Genomic DNA, 20180 nt, shown 5'->3' with positions numbered 1-20180 from the left:
AAAAAAAGTGAGGCGCATGACCTCACTTTTTTTTATGGCTGAATCAGCAACAGATTAAACTGGATTATGCTTGATCAGTTTCATCATTAGTTTCAGTTTTTGATGGATTTACTTTTTTCCATGCTTCTAGTGTGTGCTCTTTAGAACGCTTAAACGTTTCAGCCAATTGGTCTTTGTGTTTCACTGAAATGCTGCTGACATCTTCTTTCAACTCTTTACCAAGTTTAGAAAGATCTTCAATAATTGCGCTAAATTCAGTTTTTACAAAGTCTTTTAATTCGCCCAAATCTTTAGGTGAACTGCCAAATTGTGCTTTTAAAGCTTCAATTTTTTGCAACACATCTTGCTTTAACTGACCCAATTGCTCTTGCACGCTGGCATTGAGTTGTTTTGCTTCGGCTTGAAGTTTTTCTTGCGTTTCTGCAACCACATCAAGCACCTGCTCTTTGGCATCATGCGTTACTTTTTCAAGCTTTTCAGCGCCTTCACTTACTGCTTTGATTGCACTGTTTTGTGGTTCAGTGGCTGATTTATCTTGTTCAGTCATTCGCTTTTACCCAAGGTCGTTGTTGTTTATAAATTAAGCATAAGGCAATTTAGACTCAAATGGGTTTTGGATTGTCTAACAATCGTAGATTGCTTACATTTGGACTACACGCTAAAACATAAACCTAGCAAAAAAAGCAAGTCTTTTATCTTACATATTCGTTAGATTCACAATGGACTTTTGGCGAGTTCATGCGTATAATGCAATGTTAAGTTCAAGCGAGCAGACATAGGAGGGTAGGTTTAAATATTGACCTTCCTTTTTTTTCGTCTACTCGCTTTTTTACAGCCCTATTTTTGTGGTTTTAGTTCAGGAGCTTTGGTTTGAGCACCCCCGCCATTTTAGCCCTCGCCGACGGTACAATCTTTAAAGGTACGTCTATCGGTGCAACGGGAAGCACGACTGGTGAAGTCGTTTTTAACACTGCCATGACTGGCTATCAAGAAATTTTGACCGACCCGAGTTATGCACAACAACTTGTGACTTTAACTTACCCACATATTGGGAACACTGGTTGCAATGATGAAGATGTTGAGTCAGGTCGAATTCATAAAGTATGGGCAAACGGTTTAATTATCCGTGATTTGCCTTTATTACACAGTAACTTCCGTTCTACTCAATCTTTAGGCGAATACTTACAACAACACAATGTTGTTGCAATTGCCGATATTGATACCCGTAAATTGACCCGTATTTTACGTTCCAAAGGTGCGCAAAACGGTTGTATTCTTGCTGGTGAAAATATCACTGAAGAAGAAGCAATTGCAAAAGCACGTGCATTTGGCGGCTTAAACGGCTTAGATCTTGCAAAAGTATGCTGCGACCCTGAAGGTTTTGAATGGACTGAAGGTTCATGGGAACTTGGCAAAGGCTTTACTCAACCTGAACTTAAATATCATGTGGTTGCATACGATTACGGTGTCAAAACCAACATCCTGCGTATGCTGGCAGACCGCGGTTGCAAATTAACCGTTGTTCCTGCACAAACCCCTGCTGAAAAAGTCCTTGCGTTAAACCCAGATGGCATTTTCTTGTCAAATGGCCCTGGCGATCCTGCTGCATGTGACTACGCAATTGAAGCTGTAAAAACAATTGTAGAAACCACGAATACTCCTGTATTTGGTATCTGTTTAGGTCACCAAATTCTTGCACTTGCATCAGGTGCTAAAACAATGAAAATGCCGAACGGACACCACGGCGCAAACCATCCTGTACAAAACTTAGAAACTGGTACAGTGATGATTACTTCTCAGAACCACGGCTTCGCGGTAGATGAAAGCACCTTACCAAGCAATGTACGTCCAACGCATCGTTCATTGTTCGATGGCACAAACCAAGGTATTCATCGTACAGACAAGCCTGCATTTAGCTTCCAAGGTCACCCAGAAGCAAGTCCAGGTCCACATGACTGCGCACCATTGTTCGATCATTTCATCGAACTTATTGAAGCCGCTAAGAAGTAATTAAGGAGCGAAATAATGCCTAAACGTACGGATATTAAAAGCATCTTAATTATTGGTGCTGGTCCTATTGTTATTGGTCAGGCTTGTGAGTTTGACTATTCTGGTGCTCAAGCATGTAAAGCGCTGCGTGAAGAAGGTTACCGCGTGATTTTGGTAAACTCGAACCCTGCGACCATCATGACTGACCCTGCAATGGCAGATGCAACTTATATCGAGCCAATCACTTGGCAGACTGTTGCAGCAATCATTGAAAAAGAACGTCCAGATGCAGTACTTCCAACCATGGGCGGTCAAACTGCGTTGAACTGTGCGCTTGCATTAGATGCCAACGGTATTTTAGCCAAATACAATGTTGAATTGATTGGTGCAACCAAAGACGCGATTGAAAAAGCTGAAGACCGTAAATTGTTTGATGAAGCAATGCGTAAAATTGGTCTTGAGTGTCCAAAAGCAGCAATTGCTGAATCTATGGAAGAAGCACTTGAGATTCAATCTCGCTTTGGCTTCCCTGTGATTATTCGTCCATCATTCACCATGGGTGGTTCTGGTGGCGGTATCGCATATAACAAAGAAGAATTCCTTGAAATCTGTGAACGCGGTTTCGATCTTTCTCCAACCAAACAATTATTGATTGATGAATCACTTATTGGTTGGAAAGAATATGAGATGGAAGTTGTACGTGATAAAAACGACAACTGTATCATCGTATGTTCAATCGAAAACTTTGACCCAATGGGCGTGCACACTGGTGACTCAATCACCGTTGCTCCTGCGCAAACTTTGACGGACAAAGAATACCAATTGATGCGTAATGCATCTTTAGCGGTACTTCGTGAAATTGGTGTAGAAACAGGTGGTTCTAACGTTCAGTTCGGTATTTGCCCGAATACTGGTCGTATGGTTGTGATTGAGATGAACCCACGTGTATCTCGTTCATCTGCACTTGCATCTAAAGCCACTGGTTTCCCAATTGCAAAAGTTGCAGCGAAATTGGCTGTGGGTTATACCCTTGATGAACTGAAAAATGACATCACAGGCGGTACCACTCCTGCGGCATTTGAACCATCAATTGACTACGTTGTCACTAAAGTTCCACGTTTCAACTTTGAAAAGTTCCCGCAAGCAGACGCGACTTTAACCACACAGATGAAATCTGTAGGTGAAGTCATGGCAATTGGCCGTAATTTCCAAGAGTCTGTAAATAAAGCGCTTCGTGGTTTAGAAACTGGTGCGTGTGGTTTTGACGAACAAATTGAAGTGGGTGCTGAAGGCGCACGCGACAAAATTTTAGTTGAATTAAAAGTTCCAGGCCCTGAGCGTATTTGGTACGTGGCTGACGCATTCCGTCATGGCTTTAGCTTGGACGAAGTTTTTGAAGCGACCAAAATTGACCGTTGGTTCTTAATTCAAATTCAAGACATCGTTAACACTGAAAATGAAATCAAAACTTTAGGTTTTGGCGATCTAAACGCTGACAACATCCGTTCGTTCAAACGTAAAGGTTTATCTGACTTGCGTATTGCGAACTTGATGGGAATTTCACAAAAGCAATTCCGTAAACACCGTTGGAACTTGGGCGTAACCCCAGTTTACAAACGTGTGGATACCTGTGCTGCAGAGTTTGAATCTGACACAGCATATATGTATTCAACTTACGATGAAGAGTGTGAATCAAATCCTTCAGCGAAAGACAAGATCATGGTGATTGGCGGTGGTCCAAACCGTATTGGTCAAGGTATCGAATTCGATTACTGCTGTGTACACGCTGCGCTTGCAATGCGTGAAGATGGTTTTGAGACCATCATGGTGAACTGTAACCCTGAAACAGTATCTACCGATTACGACACTTCAGACCGTTTGTACTTTGAACCAATTACTTTGGAAGATGTACTTGAAATCGTACGTACTGAAAAGCCAAAAGGCATTATCGTACAGTACGGTGGTCAAACTCCATTGAAATTGGCACGCGCTTTAGAAGAGGCAGGTGCGCCAATTATTGGTACATCACCAGATGCAATTGACCGTGCAGAAGACCGTGAGCGTTTCCAGCAAATGATTCAACGTCTGCAATTGCGTCAGCCTAACAACAGCATTGTAAAATCTGCTGAAGAAGGTATCGCAGAAGCAGCGAAAGTGGGTTACCCGCTCGTTGTTCGTCCATCTTATGTATTGGGTGGTCGTGCAATGGAAATCGTGTATAACGAAGAAGAATTGAAACGCTACTTGCGTGATGCAGTTCAAGCATCTAACGATGCACCTGTACTGTTAGACCGTTTCTTGGATGATGCGATTGAAGTTGACGTAGACTGCGTATCTGACGGTAAAGATGTGGTGATTGGCGGTATTATGCAGCACATCGAACAAGCAGGTATTCACTCTGGCGACTCAGCATGTTCAATTCCACCTTATTCATTGTCAGATGAAGTACAGGACGAAATGCGTCGTCAAACTGTTGCCATGGCAAAAGAGTTGGGCGTTATTGGTCTAATGAACGTACAGTTTGCAGTGAAAGGCAATGACGTTTATATCTTGGAAGTGAACCCACGTGCATCACGTACTGTTCCGTTCGTTTCTAAGTGTATTGGCGAATCATTGGCTAAAGTTGCAGCACGTTGTATGGCAGGTCAATCTTTAGAAGCACAAGGCTTTACTAAAGAAATTATTCCGCAACACTTCTCTGTGAAAGAAGCTGTGTTCCCATTCAACAAGTTCCCTGGTGTAGACCCTGTGCTTGGGCCTGAGATGAAATCTACAGGTGAAGTGATGGGTGTGGGCAAAACTTTTGGTGAAGCATTCTATAAAGCTGTGTTAGGCTCGAATGATCGCTTACCAGGAATCCCAACTGAAGGCGAAGTAAAACATGCATTCTTATCTGTACGTGAGTCAGATAAACCGCATGTGGCGCGTATTGCAAAACAATTGGCTGATTTTGGCTTCAAACTTGTTGCAACGGGTGGTACGCATAAAGTCATCACCGATGCAGGTATTGAGTGTGAACGTGTGAATAAAGTGACTGAAGGTCGCCCACACATTGTAGACCGCTTGAAAAATGGTGAGATTCACCTCATCATCAATACTTCTGAAGGCAAACAAGCTCAGCAGGATTCATTCTCAATCCGTCGTTCTGCATTGCAAGGTAAAGTGTATTACACCACGACCTTGAATGGCGCAGATGCTGTATGCCAAGCCTTAGCGATTAAATTACCAATGGATGTATATCGCCTGCAAGATCTTACTGTAGGTTAATACATTTCAATAAAGTCCCGTCACCTTTCGGGTGGCGGGCTTTTTTCATTTATAGACTTCAATATTTTTAAAGAGGGACAACATGCAACGTTATCCTATGACGCCTGAAGGTAAACACGCTTTAGAGCAAGAATTACAACAACTTAAATCGGTTGAACGTCCACGTATTACTGCAGCGATTGCAGAAGCGCGTGAACATGGCGATTTAAAAGAAAATGCTGAATACCATGCCGCACGTGAACAGCAAGGTTTCTGCGAAGGTCGTATCCAAGACATCGAAGGTAAATTAGGCGCTTGCCAAGTAATTGATGTTAAAGAATTGGAACAAAACGGACGTGTGGTTTTTGGTGTGACTGTGACCATTGAAAACCTAGACACCGAAGAGCAAAAAACCTACAAAATTGTAGGTGATGATGAAGCTGATTTTAAAATCAATAAAATTTCAGTGAATTCGCCTATTGCACGCGGTTTGTTGGGCAAAAATGAAGGCGATGAAGCCAAAATTGTCACTCCGCAAGGCGAAGTGGAATATGAAATTGTGAATGTAGAATATCTTTAAGTTTTAATAAAGATGACTACACGCGATGCCCCTCTTTGAGGGGTTTTTTATTGCCTATAAATCATACAGCCGAGCTTATAGATTATACTGCGATAAAAATAGAGGAAAATAAGATGGAAAATCGCATCATTCATGCATTTGTTTATGCGCTTTCTGGGGCTGTGTTAGGACTGATTTTAATTCCAGTCTGGGGACTCTTTATCAATACACAAACCAGTCCTGTCAGTATCGTATTGGCATCATCACTCTTTTTTGCTATTTGGGGATTCTTATTTCCAAACAGTGTTAAAAATGTTTTTATGTATTTGTGGAGTTTTTTAAGATAGATACTTTAAGCTTTCAAATCACTAAAGTGTAGTGGTCAACTAATATTTTGAACATTCCCTCTCCTTCTAGGAAAGGGCTAGGGAGAGGTTCAAAATTTCAGATATAATCCCCTCATCTCTCCACACGAAAAAACCATGTCCGAAACGCTGATTAATTCCCCTGTTAAACACTGGTGCGAATTTGAGTTCATCTCCAAAACTGTGAAAAACCCCAACATCCACATCAAAGGCAATTACTCTTATTATTCAGCCTATTGGGATCAGGGTTTTGAACGTTGTGTGGTGCGTTATTTACATGACAAACCTGCAACAGCAGACAAGCCAATTGATCAATTACATATTGGCAATTTTGTCTGTTTTGGTGCGGAATGCGTGATTATGATGGGTGGCAATCAATTGCATCGCAGTGACTGGGTTTCGGCTTTTCCGTTTGATACTCGCAGTTTTGTTGCGGCAGGTGATACCACAATTGGCGATGGCTGCTGGATTGGCAGTCGCGCCATGATTATGCAAGGTGTTGAACTAGGCGAAGGTGCAATTGTGGCGACAGGTGCAGTGGTTACGCAAGATGTACCGCCTTACGCTATTGTGGCAGGTGTGCCTGCCAAAGTAATTAAATACCGCTTTAGTGAAACAGAGATTGCTCAACTTTTGGCGCTAAAACTGTATGATTTTGATGAAAAATATTTACTGAAAATCCGCGAACAATTGCAGAGTAATGATGTCAATCAACTGATCGATTTTTTGACAAACACGCAAACAAAAAATGACTAAAACTTTAGTTGAATTGAAAGCACAGCTTCATAATTTCATGCTAAATTAAGGTGAAATAAGGACTTACAGCACTCAATTATCTTTATGAAATTACTGGGTTTTATTCTATATGAATTCAGCGTAAGATAAGACAGGACTCAGAGCGAATATTTTATTAAAGTATTGAAATTACAATAAGGAGAAACACTCATGGCTTACCAAAACATCCTCGTACCAGTGGACGGTTCTGAAACTTCTTTTGCCGCTGTTGCAAAAGCTGCTGAACTTGCAAAAGCATTTGGTAGTAAAATCACTGTGGTACAAGTACTTACACTTGACCCGTATATTGCTGCAGAATACATCACTGCAAACCAAACCAATGACTTGATTGAACGCGCTCGCGCTTCTATCGTAAAAACTTTAGAAGAAGCAAAGCAAAAATTCACTGAACAAGGTGTTGAAGCTGAAACTAAACTACTTGAAGGTCAAGTAATTGCACGCGAAATTACCAATGCTGCAAAAGACTTAAATGCTGACCTTATCGTGATTGGTTCACATGGCCGCACTGGCTTGAAAAAATTATTCTTAGGTAGCGTTGCGCAAAGCATCCTAAGTGAAGGTACAACACCTGTATTGGTTGTACGTCAATAAGATTGCGTGTTCCTCATTTCTACGGAAGTGAGGAACTTCCCCTCTCATTTAGATTTCTTTGTTTGTTCTAAAATTTTTATTTGCAGCACTCTATTCAGCAAATTTTCTCAGTATCACCATATCTCAATATTAAACGCTCGATTTAGCAGCTCAGTTTAATTCTGCCATTGGTATTGTTTTAAATTCACCTTTTCTGCAATTACCACAATCCCTTCTTCCTGTAATTTTAAAGTTTGTATATTTTCTCCTTGGGCGTTTAGTTTGCTTAGGCTAATTTTTCCTTGCGCATTAATCACCCGATGCCACGGCACAGTATGTTCTGCCGATAAATGCCTGAGGACATAACCGACCAAACGTGCATGTTTGGGCAGACCCGCTAGGCGTGCCACTTGCCCATAGGTCGCAACCTGACCTGCTGGAATCAAACACACCACGTTCAAAATCATGTGTGCTAATTCATCACTCGGTTTACGGCTTAACGTTGTTTGCATCTATCCACTCGCATTCATTTAGCCTATAAAAAAGGAGCGACTGGCAGCACTCCTTTTGTTTATAAAACTTGATTTTTAAGTCAGTTAAATTGCGGCATTGAATGTATCACAATCACTGATCAAGCCTGATTTTAAGCCAGTCTGGAACCATTGTACGCGCTGTGCACTGGTACCATGCGTAAAGCTATCAGGCACGACTTGCCCACGTGCACGTTTTTGTAAATAGTCATCGCCAATTTTATGTGCCGCATCCATTGCTTCTTCAATATCACCTTGTTCGAGGAATTGAGTACGTTGATGGTTATGATGCGCCCACACTCCCGATAAACAGTCCGCTTGTAATTCCTGACGTACCGAAAGCTGATTACCCTGTACTTCGCTGACTTGCTGACGTGCTTTATGCACTTGTTCTGAAATCCCTAAAATGGTCTGAATATGATGCCCAACTTCATGCGCCACCACATAGGCTTGAGCAAAATCGCCCGCCTGATCATTTCGGCTTAATTCAGTCTGATTTTGTTCACCACCAATGCCCATTTGCTGACGCATGGCTTGGAAGAATGAAGTATCAATATATACTTTTTGATCGGCAGGACAATAAAATGGCCCCATTGCCGATTGTGCCGTACCACAGCCAGAATTGACCACACCTGTAAATAACACCAGTTTAGGTGGTATATATTGGCTATTTAACTGCTGCTGAAACACTTGTGACCACGTATCTTCTGTATCGGCCAAAACAGTGCCCACAAACTCCATCGCCTCTTGTTGTTCAGGAGTTGGATTATCTAAACCTTTAGTTTCAGCACTTTGCGCATGTGAGGTGACTTGCTTGGTCGCTTGATAAGCCGATTGCGGATCGATGCCAAAGAACTTCCATGCAACAAAGGCCACCACTAAGCCCAAAATACTGATACCGCCCGCTTTTGCTCCACCGCCACCACGGCGGTCTTCTACATTCGTGCTAACTCGACGACCTTTCCAACGCATTATTCTTATCCTTCTCTTAAACTCTGATAATAGATTAAGCCGATTTAGACTTTGACCACACTTTTTGAACAAGTGCGACCACAATCACCACCAAGATGCCTGCCAAAATACCCACGACAAGGTTCATCAACATTGGCGTGACTGAACCTACAATACTGCCCATCGTTGGGATGTCTTGTACATACTCTACCGTATCTTCTGTGAAATGGTGCACAAAAGGAATAGCATGATTGATAATTCCTCCACCAACCAAGAACATCGCTGCAGTACCCACCACAGATAAAGTCTTCATTAAAATTGGAGCAAATGCCAGTAAACCACTCCCAATACGTTGTTTAAAATTGGCAGCTTGTTCTGTGAGGTATAAACCAATGTCATCAATTTTGACAATTAACGCAACGAACCCATAGACACCCACCGTCATGGCAATCGCAATTAAACTTAATACTGTCACTTTGGTTAGAAAGCCTGCCGCAGCCACAGTCCCCAAAGAAATCACCACAATTTCCGCCGATAAAATAAAGTCAGTACGCACAGCACCTTTAATTTTTTCGGTTTCATAAGCCGCAAGGTCTTGCTCAGTTTGAATTAGCTCAAGTTGCGCTTCTTTAGCCGTTTGGGCTTTTTTGTGTTGTAAGGTGTGCATGATTTTTTCCACACCTTCATAACTTAAAAATAGACCACCAACCACCAATAAAGGATTGATTAACCACGGCGCAACGACACTAATTAATAACGCGAGCGGTACTAAAATTAGCTTATTGATGAATGAACCTTTAGCCACACGCCATACCACAGGCAACTCACGCTCTGCACGTACACCACTGACTTGCTGCGCATTCAACGCCAAATCATCGCCCAAAACCCCTGCGGTTTTTTTTGCAGCCATTTTGCTCATAACTGCCACATCATCTAAAACTGTTGCAATGTCATCTAATAAAAGTAATAAGCTGCTCGCCATTGCGTTGTTATCCTTATATGATTTTCAAGTTATTTTAAAACTGAATTTATATAGGGTCTGTATTTACTTCATTAATTTTTACAACAAAATTTTTTACAGCAAATTCTATTCAACTCACTTAAGGAAGTGACATTGAAAAATGTTATGCCTTACAATGTAGCAATTCATCGGTACATAGATGTCGTAGATACGACTTGGAATAAAAAATGAGTAATCAAGATAATCGTCCTGTGATTTTGACAGGCGATCGTCCAACTGGACAACTACATTTAGGTCACTTTGTGGGTTCTTTACGTTCACGTGTAGGTTTACAAGACTCACATCATCAACATCTGTTACTTGCCGATGCTCAAGCCTTAACTGACAATGCCGATAACTTTGAAAAAGTCCGTCGTAATATTATTGAGGTAGCAACCGATTATTTAGCGGTGGGGATTGATCCAACAAAAACCACCATTTGCGTGCAATCTTGCCTGCCTGCATTAAACGAACTCACCATGTTGTATTTAAACTTCGTGACTGTGGCGCGTTTGGAGCGTAACCCAACCATTAAATCTGAAATTCAGATGCGTGGTTTTGAGCGTGATATTCCTGCAGGTTTCCTGTGCTACCCTGTAGCTCAAGCAGCCGATATTACTGCATTTAAAGCAACGGTCGTTCCTGTAGGTGAAGACCAAATTCCAATGATTGAACAGACCAATGAAATTGTGCGTCGGGTGAATCGTCAAATTGGTCATGACTTGCTACCTGAATGTCAGGCATTGTTGTCAAATGTCGGACGTTTACCTGGTTTTGATGGTAAAGCGAAAATGTCAAAATCACTGGGCAATACCATTGTGTTAGATGCCACAGACAAAGACATTAAAAAAGCTGTCAATGCAATGTACACCGACCCAAATCACCTGCGTATCGAAGACCCAGGTCAGGTTGAAGGCAACGTAGTATTTACTTATTTAGATGCCTTCGATACCAACAAAGAAGAACTTGAAGAACTGAAAGCGCATTATCGTCGTGGTGGTTTGGGCGATGGTACGGTGAAAAAGCGTTTGGAAGGCATTCTAAAAGAATTGATTGGGCCGATCCGTGAACGTCGTATCGAACTTGCTAAAGATCCTGACTACATTATGGATATTTTGAAAACAGGCACCGACAAATGCCGTGATATTACCCAGCAAACTTTAGATGAAGTGAAAGCTGGCTTGGGTGTATTCCGCTTCTAAGCATTTTGTAGATACAAATATTTTAAAGTCTCTTATTCACATGAATAAGAGACTTTTTATTTGAGTGAAAAATCAACATAAGATGACGTGATTCACAAAAAACACTTATTACTTACGTGATTTAACATCACGTAACCTGAATACTGCGGATTAGTATTTCTTCTCAGTTTAGTATACTTACATGCTTTAGGAGTAATCCTAATTTCATAACATTTCTCCGTTATCGAAGCTGTGAAAGCAGATTCGTTTTCATACGCAATGATCACCCCAATCATTGCGTATTTTTTTATTTGAATCAGCTGTTTATACAGCTTGTTCAACAATAAAAAATCATTTCCCTAGATGCAAAAACTACTTGAACGGCTTTGTCGCACAAAGATTTCATAACTATATGATTTAAAAGTTTTGATTATTTTTTGATACAAAATTAAATTTATTTAAATCAGATGCTTACATATTTATGCAACAAAGCAATACCAAATCAACTCATAACAAATACTTTATATTTCAAGTATGGCTAATTTTTCAGCATAAAAAAATCCCCAATATTGGGGATTGAGCGCAGAATAAAATCAAGCTCTTCAAAATTTGACTTATTTAAGCAAATCCTGATCTTTTAATACTTGCCACATGGTAGAACCCAGTTCTGCAGGGCTACGCGTATAAGCAATTCCAGCACGCTCAAAGGCTGCAAATTTTTCTTCCGCAGTACCTTTACCGCCTGAAATAATTGCACCCGCATGTCCCATACGCTTACCTTTAGGTGCCGTCACCCCTGCAATATAACCCACCACAGGTTTGCTAACATTCGACTGGATATACTCCGCAGCTTCTTCTTCTGCCGTACCACCAATTTCACCAATCATAATAATCGCATCGGTGTCTGGGTCGTCTTGGAACAATTTTAAAGCAACAATTTGGTTCATGCCTGGAATTGGGTCACCACCAATCCCGATACAAGTCGATTGCCCTAAGCCTAATTTGGTGGTTTGTGCCACAGCTTCATAGGTCAAAGTACCTGAACGTGAAATAATGCCAATTCGTCCTGGTTGATGAATATGCCCTGGCATGATGCCAATTTTACATTCACCTGGTGTAATCACACCTGGGCAGTTTGGTCCCACCAAACGTGTACCATTGCCATTGGTTTCTAAATAACGCTTGGCTTTGAGCATGTCGGTGGTTGGCACACCTTCCGTAATCACCACAATCAAACCTACTCCAGAATCGACTGCTTCTACAATCGAATCTAAAACAAACGGTGCAGGCACATAAATCACCGATGCATCTGCACCTGTTTCACGTACAGCTTCTTTCATGGTGTTAAATACAGGTAATTCCAAATGGGTTTGACCACCTTTTCCTGGCGTTACCCCACCCACCACTTTAGTTCCATAATCAAGTGCTTGTGCTGAGTGAAAAGTACCATTTTTACCAGTGAAACCTTGTACCAATACTTTGGTGTCTTTATTAATTAATACGCTCATCCTGATTCTCCTTAAGCTTTCACTGCAGCAACAATTTTTTCTGCGGCATCAGACAAGCCGTTTGCAGAAATAAGTTTTAATCCTGATTCATCCAGTAATTTTGCACCAAGTTCCGAGTTGTTCCCTTCTAGGCGAACCACTACAGGTACCGTCACATTTACTTCCTGAACCGCTGCAATAATTGCTTCCGCAATCATGTCACAACGTACAATTCCACCAAAAATATTAATCAGTACGCCTTTAACCGAGTGATCTGCCAAAATAATTTTAAAGGCTTCAATTACGCGTTCTTTGGTTGCACCACCACCTACATCCAAGAAGTTCGCAGGCTGACCACCATAGAGTTTAATAATATCCATAGTTGCCATTGCTAAACCTGCACCATTCACCATACAACCGATATTGCCTTCTAAAGCAACATAGTTCAGGTCAAATTCTGATGCACGCAATTCACGTTCATTTTCTTGTGTTTTATCGCGCAGTGCCAAGACTTCAGGCAAACGATACAGCGCATTGGAATCAATACCGACTTTGGCATCGACACATAAAATGTCGCCATTTTCACGTACAGACAATGGGTTAATTTCAAATAAGGCAAAATCATTGTCGATAAATGCCTGATAAGCCGCTGTCATAATCTTCACAAACTGCGTGATTTGACTGTCTTTGAGTTTTAATGCAAAAGCCACTTCACGTGCCTGAAATGGCAATAAACCCACTAAAGGATCAACTTCTACTTTAATAATTTTTTCTGGGGTTTCTTCTGCCACTTTCTCAATTTCAACACCACCTTCAGTAGATGCCATAAAAGTGACGCGACGGCTAGAACGATCTACCACTGCACCCAAATACAGTTCACGCTCTACAGGATAAACATCTTCAGCCACTAAAATACTGTTTACAGGCTGACCATAGGCATCAGTTTGATAGGTGACCAAACGTGTTCCAAGAATTTGGTTGGCATAGTCTGCTGCTTCTTGTGCAGATTTTACGACCTTCACGCCGCCCGCTTTACCGCGACCACCTGCATGCACCTGAGCTTTCATCACTGCAAATTTACCGCCCAGTTGCTCGAAAGCTTGCACAGCTTCTACGGCTGTAGTTGCCAAAATGCCTTCTTGTACTGGCATACCATATTTTTTTAATAGCGCTTTTGCTTGATACTCATGTAGATTCATTGACTAACCTTTTACTACTTCTTTTATTCAGTTATCACCACCAATATCAAACCTGCGTTTTAATATTGCTTTCCTTGTGTGGTGTTTTTCCTATGCTCTTTACTTTTAGATGATTATTCCCATAAATACAACCATCAAATGCAAAAAGAGCGGCCTAAGCCGCTCTTTTTAGTGTTATTTGCGTTTACGCTGAATCGCGTGAATCGCACGCCCATCTACAGCTAAAGCGGCTTCATGCACCACTTCAGAGAAGGTTGGGTGACCAAATGTCATTAATTGTAAATCTTCAACTGAAGATACAAACTCAAGTGCAATCATACCTTGGTGAACGATGTCAGACGCAGCAGGTCCAATCACGTGCATACCCAATAAACGATCTGTTTTTGCATCTGCAACAAACTTCACGAAACCAGCACCTTCGCCTGCAGCTAAAGCACGACCATTTACCGCGAAACCGAATTGACCAGTTTTCACTTCGTGGCCTTTTTCTTTCGCTTGCTCTTCAGTTAAACCAACCCACGCCGCTTCAGGGTGTGTGTAGATTACTGAAATGATTGTGTCGTAGTTAACTTGTGCAGCATGACCGTGAATACGCTCAACTGCCATTACGCCTTCTTCCATTGCTTTGTGTGCAAGCATTGGACCACGTACTAAGTCACCAATTGCATATACACCTTCAACAGAAGTTGCACACCAATCGTTTACTTCAACCAAACCACGTTCAGTCAGTTTAATACCGCAGTCATCTGCCAATAAACCTTCAGCATAAGCACGACGACCTACACAAACGATCAATTTATCGAAAGTTTGTTCTTTGTCTTCGCCGCCTTGGGTATATTTAACAGTCACTTCACGACCATTAACTTCAGTACCTGAAACTTTCGCACCGATACGGATATCCATACCTTGCTTGGTCAATAGTTTTTGGTAGTCTTTTGCCAAAGCTTTGTCAGCCATTGGTAAGAATGCATCCATTGCTTCAAATACAACAACTTCTGCACCTAGACGACGCCATACTGAACCAAGTTCAAGACCAATTACGCCTGCACCAATCACACCTAAACGCTTAGGCACTTCTGGGAATTCTAATGCACCAGTAGAATCAACAATAATGTCTTGATCTACAGGAGCAACAGGAATATTTACAGGAACTGAACCAGTCGCAAGAATCACATACTTAGGCTCTAAAACTTGAGTTTCGCCTTCATGAGAAACGAACTCAACTTTTTTACCTGCAAGCAATTTACCCGTACCTTTTAACCACTCAACACCGTTACCTTTTAATAACTGATCAATACCGCCAGTTAATTGGTCAACGATTTTGTCTTTACGTGCTAATAGCTTCGCAAGGTCAAACTGTACTTCACCTGTAGTGATACCATGATCAGCCAAGTGATGAACCGTATCTTCATAACGATGTGAAGAATCAAGTAATGCTTTAGATGGGATACAGCCCACGTTTAAGCATGTACCACCCAAAGATGGTTTGCCTTTGTGAATACGTTTTTCGATACACGCAACTTTAAAGCCAAGTTGAGCCGCACGAATTGCCGCTTCATAACCACCTGGGCCACCGCCAATAACAACAAGATCAAATTGTTGAGACATTTTTATCTCCAAAAATGAGCTTAGAGAATCGCTCCAAGCCCACTGATTTATTCTTTAGAATTAAAGGTCAAGGATGAGTTTAGCTGGTTCTTCTAACAATTCTTTGATTGTTACAAGGAAACCTACAGCTTCTTTACCATCAATTAAACGGTGGTCATAAGAAAGCGCTAAATACATCATTGGCAAGATTTCTACTTGGCCATTAACCGCCATAGGACGCTCTTGGATTTTGTGCATACCCAAAATTGCAGTTTGTGGCGTATTTAGAATTGGAGTAGATAACAATGAACCGAAAGTACCACCGTTAGTAATGGTGAATGTACCGCCAGTCATGTCTTCAATACCCAACTTACCGTCACGTGCTTTGTAAGCATAGTCACGAATACCGTTTTCAACTTCAGCGTAGTTCATACGGTCTGTATCACGTAATACAGGAACCACTAGACCACGGTCAGAAGAAACCGCTACACCGATGTCGTAGTAACCGTGATATACGATATCTTCACCATCAATAGAAGCGTTTACTGCTGGGTAACGTTTCAATGCTTCAGTTGCAGCTTTCACGAAGAAAGACATAAAGCCTAAACGTGCACCATGACGTTTTTCAAATGCGTCTTTGTATTGTGCACGCATTTCCATGATTGGCTTCATGTTCACTTCGTTGAATGTTGTCAACATTGCAGTTTCTTGAGTCGCTGCAAGTAAACGCTCTGCAACACGCTTACGTAAACGTGTCATAGGAACACGTTTCTCGATACGCTCACCTACCGCAACGCTTAATGGCGCAGCTGCAGCAGCAGGTTTAGCTTGATGATTTGCAACATCTTCTTTAGTGATACGACCACCACGACCTGTACCAGAAACGTCTGCAGCATTGATACCTGTTTCAGTCAACGCTTTACGTACTGCTGGTGCTTGGTCAGCAACTGGTTGTGCACGCTCAACAACTGGCGCAGCGCCCGCTTCAGTTTTCGCTGCAGCTTGCTCTACTTGACCTTCAGACTGAACAGCTTGAGTTTGAGCAGCGCCAGAAACAGCACCCGCTTCAAATTGAGCAATTACTTCGTCAGAAAGAACAGTATCGCCTTCGTTTTTGATGATTGCAGAGATTGTGCCATCAGCAGGAGCGACTACTTCCAAAACAACTTTATCGGTTTCAATATCACAGATCACTTCATCACGTGAAACTGCTTCACCTGGTTGTTTGTGCCAAGTTGCAATCGTACCGTCTGCAACTGACTCTGGAAATACCGGTGCTTTAATTTCGGTTGCCATTACTTCGAATCTCCTGTTATTCAGCTACGATCGCAAGCGCGTCATTGATGAGCTGAGCTTGTTGTTTTGCATGCAAATATGGTGAACCACACGCTGGTGCTGCAGATGCTTCACGACCCGCATAACTAATGCGAATCTGTTTACCAGTTTTCATTACGTCATCATATAAACGTGGCGCGATGAATAACCAAGCACCTTGGTTCTTCGGCTCTTCTTGAGTCCAAACTAATTCTTTTACGTTTGGATAAGAAGCAAGAACTTCAGCAAGACGTTGTTCTGGATATGGGTACAACTGTTCAATACGAACAATTGCAGTATTGTTCAATTCTAATTCACGACGCTTTTCAAGCAAGTCGTAATACACTTTACCACCACACAATACCAAACGCGTCACGTCTGATTTGTTGATGTTGTCAATTTCATCAATCACAGTCTGGAATGTACCAGTTGCAAGCTCATCAAGGTTAGACACTGCTAACTTGTGACGAAGTAAAGACTTCGGCGACATGATGATCATTGGCTTACGGATTGGACGAATCGCCTGACGACGTAAAGCGTGGAAAATCTGTGCAGGTGTTGTTGGTGTCATCACTTGCATGTTTTCTTCCGCACAAAGCTGTAAGAAACGCTCTAAACGTGCAGATGAGTGCTCAGGACCTTGACCTTCAAAACCGTGTGGAAGTAGCATAGTCAAACCACACACACGCTCCCACTTGGTTTCGCCAGATGAGATGAACTGGTCAATCACCACTTGAGCACAGTTTGCGAAGTCACCAAATTGTGCTTCCCAAATGATCAAGCTCTTTGGAAGTGTCGTTGCATAACCGTATTCGAATGCCAATACTGCCATTTCAGACAATAAAGAGTCGTAGATTGCAACACGTGGTTGGTTCTCTTTGATATGGCATAACGGAATATAAGTTTTACCATCGACTTGGTTGTGCAATTTTGCGTGACGGTGTGAGAAAGTACCACGACCTACGTCTTCACCCGTCAAACGAACTAAATAACCTTCATCCAACAAAGTGGCATAAGCTAAAGTTTCAGCTGCACCCCAGTTCAGTGGCATTTCACCCGTTTGCATTTTTAAGCGATCATCAATCACTTTTGCAACTTGGCGCTGCATTACGAAACCTTCTGGAAGTTTACGCATGGTTTGACCAAGTTCTTTCAAACGCTCAACCGGGAAAGTCGTATCCCAAACGTCTGTATAGTCGTGGCCTAAGTACGGAGACCAATCTACAAACATTTTGGTATTTGGCTCAAGTACCAATGCATTCGCAACGTGATTACCTGCTTCTAAATCAGAACGGTAGTCTTCAACCATTTGATCTGCCGCAGCACGATCCAGCACACCTTCTTGCACCAATTGGTCAGCATATAAAGTACGTGTTGTGGTCTTTTTGTTGATCACTTGATACATCATTGGCTGAGTTGCTGCTGGCTCGTCAGCTTCGTTGTGACCACGACGACGGTAGCAGAACAAATCAATCACAACGTCTTTACGGAACGTATGACGGAAATCGTGTGCCAATTGAGATACAAAAATTACAGCTTCAGGGTCATCGCCATTCACGTGGAAAATTGGCGCCTGAATCATTTTAGCAATATCAGTACAGTATTCTGTAGAACGTGCGTCACGTGGGTCAGAAGTTGTGAAACCAACTTGGTTGTTAATCACAATGTGAACTGTACCACCTACGGTATAACCACGAGTTTGTGACATTTGGAAGGTTTCTTGGTTCACACCTTGACCTGCAAATGCTGCGTCACCGTGTACGATTAATGGCAATACGTCATCACCACCAATGTCTTTACGACGTACTTGGCGTGCACGAACAGAACCTTCAACCACTGGACCAACAATTTCCAAGTGTGATGGGTTAAACGCAAGCGCCAAGTGCACTTCACCACCTGGTGTCATCACGTTAGATGAGAAACCTTGGTGATATTTCACGTCACCCGAACCTTTTTTGTGTAAGCTCTTACCTTCGAACTCACCAAATAGGTCTGCTGGGTTTTTACCCATGATATTCACAAGCAGGTTCAAACGACCACGGTGTGGCATACCAATCACAACTTCTTTACAACCTACAGCACCTGCACGTTGAATAATTTCGTTGACCATTGGGATAAATGATTCGCCGCCTTCTACACCAAAGCGTTTAGCGCCCACGTATTTGTTACCTAGATATTTTTCTAGACCTTCAGCTGCTGTTAAGCGCTCAAGTACATGTTTCTTTTGGTCTGCAGTGAACGTAAATTTACCGCGTGCGCTCTCTAAGCGTTGTTGAATCCAGCGTTTCTCTTTGGTATCAACAATGTGCATGTATTCTGCACCAATTGAACCGCAGTAGATTGACTGCATGGCTTCAACCATTTCACCTAGGGTCGCTTCAGCTTTATCAATCGCCAAGTTACCTGTGTGGAATACCGTGTCTAAATCTGACTTGGTTAAACCATGCGCAGCAAGATCTAAATCTGGCACGTCTTCACGTTTTGCCAAACCTAATGGATCTAATTTTGCTTTTTGGTGACCACGGTTACGGTAAGCTGCAATCAGTTGCAACACGCCAATTTGACGTTGTTCGTGTTCAGAACTCACTGAACCTTGAACAATGGCTTGAACGCGATTTGAATTACGACCTAATAAAAGGAATTGCTCACGTACATTGCTGTGTGGTTGATCACCCTTCGGGAATTTATCGAAATATTCACGCCAATCAGCACCGACTGATTCCGGTGACGTCAAATAATGCTCGTAAAGTTCTTCAATATACGCTGCACTATCAGCGGAAAGTTCAGTGTCAAGACGCAGTGCGTCAGCAACTTCTTGCATTTGTGGACCCATTTCCTATTGCAAAAACATTTTCCAGGATGCTTTTTAAGCAAAACCCATGATTGATAATGTCAAATTGGTAACATGACATTAGTCCCCAGTTGACATATGTCATGAGGCGTTATCACTACATTAGGAAAACCCAATGTCATTTATGAATCATAACGCCCTCATTGGCATCATCACTCATTTATATACTCGACCCAAGCCGAGCAATTTTTTGCAAAATCGTTTTAGAAAAAATAAGTGCTCAGTCTTAGCTTTTCTAATACGACTTTTCTGCAATAGTCCTGATTTAATAACACATCATTTGCACTTAAAATGTTGATAAAATGTACAAAAATTCAACATTTTTCAGATATAGTCATTTGTTAATCGTAACATGATCTCAGAAATGCAATTGATTTTTTTGACACATACCTCCTATAAATTGGCGAAATACACTGATTCTATTTTCATCTAACATATGGTGCTTTATTTAAAAAACAGATGCAATTTAGACCAAAGTCCAACACCGCTATTTCAGATAAAATAAAAGAGAGCACATCTCTCAATCTGCCCTCTCACTTACACGTTACATGATAAC

16 protein-coding genes are annotated in these 20180 nt (G+C 41.8%); 7 read left to right on the top strand and 9 right to left on the bottom strand.

Features of this window, described 5'->3' with window-relative positions; genetic code table 11:
• Window positions 1-64: 64 nt before the first annotated feature.
• Window positions 65-547 carry a hypothetical protein gene (locus C3Y93_RS13365; RefSeq protein ID WP_004972162.1) on the bottom strand — a complete coding sequence of 161 codons (483 nt, stop codon included), beginning with the start codon at window positions 545-547 and terminating at the stop codon, window positions 65-67.
• A gap of 323 nt (window positions 548-870) precedes the next feature.
• Between C3Y93_RS13365 and carA the strand changes: the two genes are divergently transcribed.
• The 6 genes from carA to C3Y93_RS13335 all read left to right on the top strand — a co-directional run bounded on the left by carA (window position 871) and on the right by C3Y93_RS13335 (window position 7545).
• On the top strand, window positions 871-2010 hold the full coding sequence (gene carA, locus C3Y93_RS13360) for a glutamine-hydrolyzing carbamoyl-phosphate synthase small subunit (RefSeq protein WP_104853156.1): 1140 nt from the start codon (window positions 871-873) through the stop codon (window positions 2008-2010).
• Window positions 2011-2025: 15 nt separating this feature from the next.
• Complete coding sequence (carB, locus tag C3Y93_RS13355; RefSeq protein ID WP_004972166.1) at window positions 2026-5256, top strand: carbamoyl-phosphate synthase large subunit; 3231 nt, start codon at window positions 2026-2028, stop codon at window positions 5254-5256.
• Between the two features lie 82 nt (window positions 5257-5338).
• Entirely contained in the window at window positions 5339-5815 is a 477-nt protein-coding gene (gene greA / locus C3Y93_RS13350) for a transcription elongation factor GreA (RefSeq protein ID WP_004972169.1), read from the top strand.
• 113 nt (window positions 5816-5928) lie between these two features.
• Window positions 5929-6141 (top strand): hypothetical protein, encoded by a 213-nt coding sequence (locus tag C3Y93_RS13345; RefSeq protein ID WP_104853155.1) that lies wholly within the window; start codon window positions 5929-5931, stop codon window positions 6139-6141.
• A gap of 135 nt (window positions 6142-6276) precedes the next feature.
• The gene (locus tag C3Y93_RS13340; RefSeq protein ID WP_096901002.1) at window positions 6277-6915 is read left to right on the top strand and encodes a CatB-related O-acetyltransferase; all 639 of its coding nucleotides are present in this window, start codon (window positions 6277-6279) and stop codon (window positions 6913-6915) included.
• A gap of 189 nt (window positions 6916-7104) precedes the next feature.
• Window positions 7105-7545 carry a universal stress protein gene (locus C3Y93_RS13335; RefSeq protein ID WP_004972175.1) on the top strand — a complete coding sequence of 147 codons (441 nt, stop codon included), beginning with the start codon at window positions 7105-7107 and terminating at the stop codon, window positions 7543-7545.
• A 155-nt stretch (window positions 7546-7700) separates the two neighbouring features.
• Here C3Y93_RS13335 and C3Y93_RS13330 read toward each other — a convergent pair whose 3' ends face one another.
• The 3 genes from C3Y93_RS13330 to C3Y93_RS13320 form a co-directional block, all read right to left on the bottom strand.
• A complete protein-coding gene (locus C3Y93_RS13330) occupies window positions 7701-8036 on the bottom strand; it encodes an MGMT family protein (protein ID WP_004972177.1) in 336 nt (111 codons plus the stop codon).
• Between the two features lie 84 nt (window positions 8037-8120).
• Window positions 8121-9026, bottom strand: coding sequence for a neutral zinc metallopeptidase (locus tag C3Y93_RS13325; RefSeq protein ID WP_104853154.1), 906 nt, complete (start codon window positions 9024-9026; stop codon window positions 8121-8123).
• Between the two features lie 34 nt (window positions 9027-9060).
• Window positions 9061-9987: a DUF808 domain-containing protein gene (locus tag C3Y93_RS13320; RefSeq protein ID WP_004972181.1), complete on the bottom strand. Its 927-nt coding sequence runs from the start codon at window positions 9985-9987 to the stop codon at window positions 9061-9063.
• Window positions 9988-10193: 206 nt separating this feature from the next.
• On the opposite strand from C3Y93_RS13320, the gene trpS reads away from it, so the two are divergent.
• The gene (gene trpS / locus C3Y93_RS13315) at window positions 10194-11207 is read left to right on the top strand and encodes a tryptophan--tRNA ligase (RefSeq protein WP_004972183.1); all 1014 of its coding nucleotides are present in this window, start codon (window positions 10194-10196) and stop codon (window positions 11205-11207) included.
• A 593-nt stretch (window positions 11208-11800) separates the two neighbouring features.
• Here the strand turns inward: trpS and sucD are convergent.
• The 5 genes from sucD to C3Y93_RS13290 all read right to left on the bottom strand — a co-directional run bounded on the left by sucD (window position 11801) and on the right by C3Y93_RS13290 (window position 19594).
• Entirely contained in the window at window positions 11801-12694 is an 894-nt protein-coding gene (gene sucD / locus C3Y93_RS13310) for a succinate--CoA ligase subunit alpha (protein WP_104853153.1), read from the bottom strand.
• 11 nt (window positions 12695-12705) lie between these two features.
• Window positions 12706-13872 (bottom strand): ADP-forming succinate--CoA ligase subunit beta, encoded by a 1167-nt coding sequence (gene sucC, locus C3Y93_RS13305; protein WP_070153939.1) that lies wholly within the window; start codon window positions 13870-13872, stop codon window positions 12706-12708.
• Between the two features lie 174 nt (window positions 13873-14046).
• A complete protein-coding gene (lpdA, locus tag C3Y93_RS13300) occupies window positions 14047-15480 on the bottom strand; it encodes a dihydrolipoyl dehydrogenase (protein ID WP_004972188.1) in 1434 nt (477 codons plus the stop codon).
• A gap of 60 nt (window positions 15481-15540) precedes the next feature.
• The gene (gene odhB, locus C3Y93_RS13295; protein ID WP_104853152.1) at window positions 15541-16755 is read right to left on the bottom strand and encodes a 2-oxoglutarate dehydrogenase complex dihydrolipoyllysine-residue succinyltransferase; all 1215 of its coding nucleotides are present in this window, start codon (window positions 16753-16755) and stop codon (window positions 15541-15543) included.
• A 16-nt stretch (window positions 16756-16771) separates the two neighbouring features.
• Entirely contained in the window at window positions 16772-19594 is a 2823-nt protein-coding gene (locus C3Y93_RS13290) for a 2-oxoglutarate dehydrogenase E1 component (protein ID WP_178318583.1), read from the bottom strand.
• Between the last annotated feature and the right edge of the window lie 586 nt (window positions 19595-20180).

The organism is Acinetobacter sp. SWBY1 (assembly GCF_002946595.1).
GTDB classification, from domain to species: Bacteria; Pseudomonadota; Gammaproteobacteria; order Pseudomonadales; family Moraxellaceae; genus Acinetobacter; species Acinetobacter towneri.
The sequence above is the reverse complement of the archived record's forward strand: the minus strand, read 5'-3'. Positions and strand labels throughout refer to the sequence as shown.